Here is a 323-nt window from a genome sequence, read left to right on the forward strand (position 1 = left end):
TTTGTAAATCCAGTCGCAAACCTGGGAGGCCCTATATCTCGGCTCCTTCCATCCCTCGAACAAGGCCTCCCATTCTTCGCACTTTAGATCGAGGGCTTCTCTTTTCTTCAAGCTTTCAAGCTCTACCTCCAAATCAGCAACTCCCGAAGTCAAAAACGGCCGTGTCAATCGCGAGCGTGCTGCGCAGGAACTCCCTCTTCACGTCCAAGCGGACCAGAAAATCCCTCAATTTCTACCTCAAATACATCCATCACAGCACGAGGCCAACCGATGCTTTAACCTCCTCCATGACGTTTTCTGCCACGCTCTTTGCCCTCTTAGCA

The 323-nt window shown here is 51.1% G+C and carries 1 pseudogene; it reads right to left on the minus strand.

The annotated features are described in order from the left end of the window. Positions 1 to 168: pseudogene (locus EZM41_RS14635) on the minus strand (hypothetical protein); the annotation flags it as partial. Positions 169 to 323: the final 155 nt, after the last annotated feature.

Origin of the sequence: Acetomicrobium sp. S15 = DSM 107314 (assembly GCF_016125955.1) — a bacterium.
Taxonomy (GTDB): domain Bacteria; phylum Synergistota; class Synergistia; order Synergistales; family Thermosynergistaceae; genus Thermosynergistes; species Thermosynergistes pyruvativorans.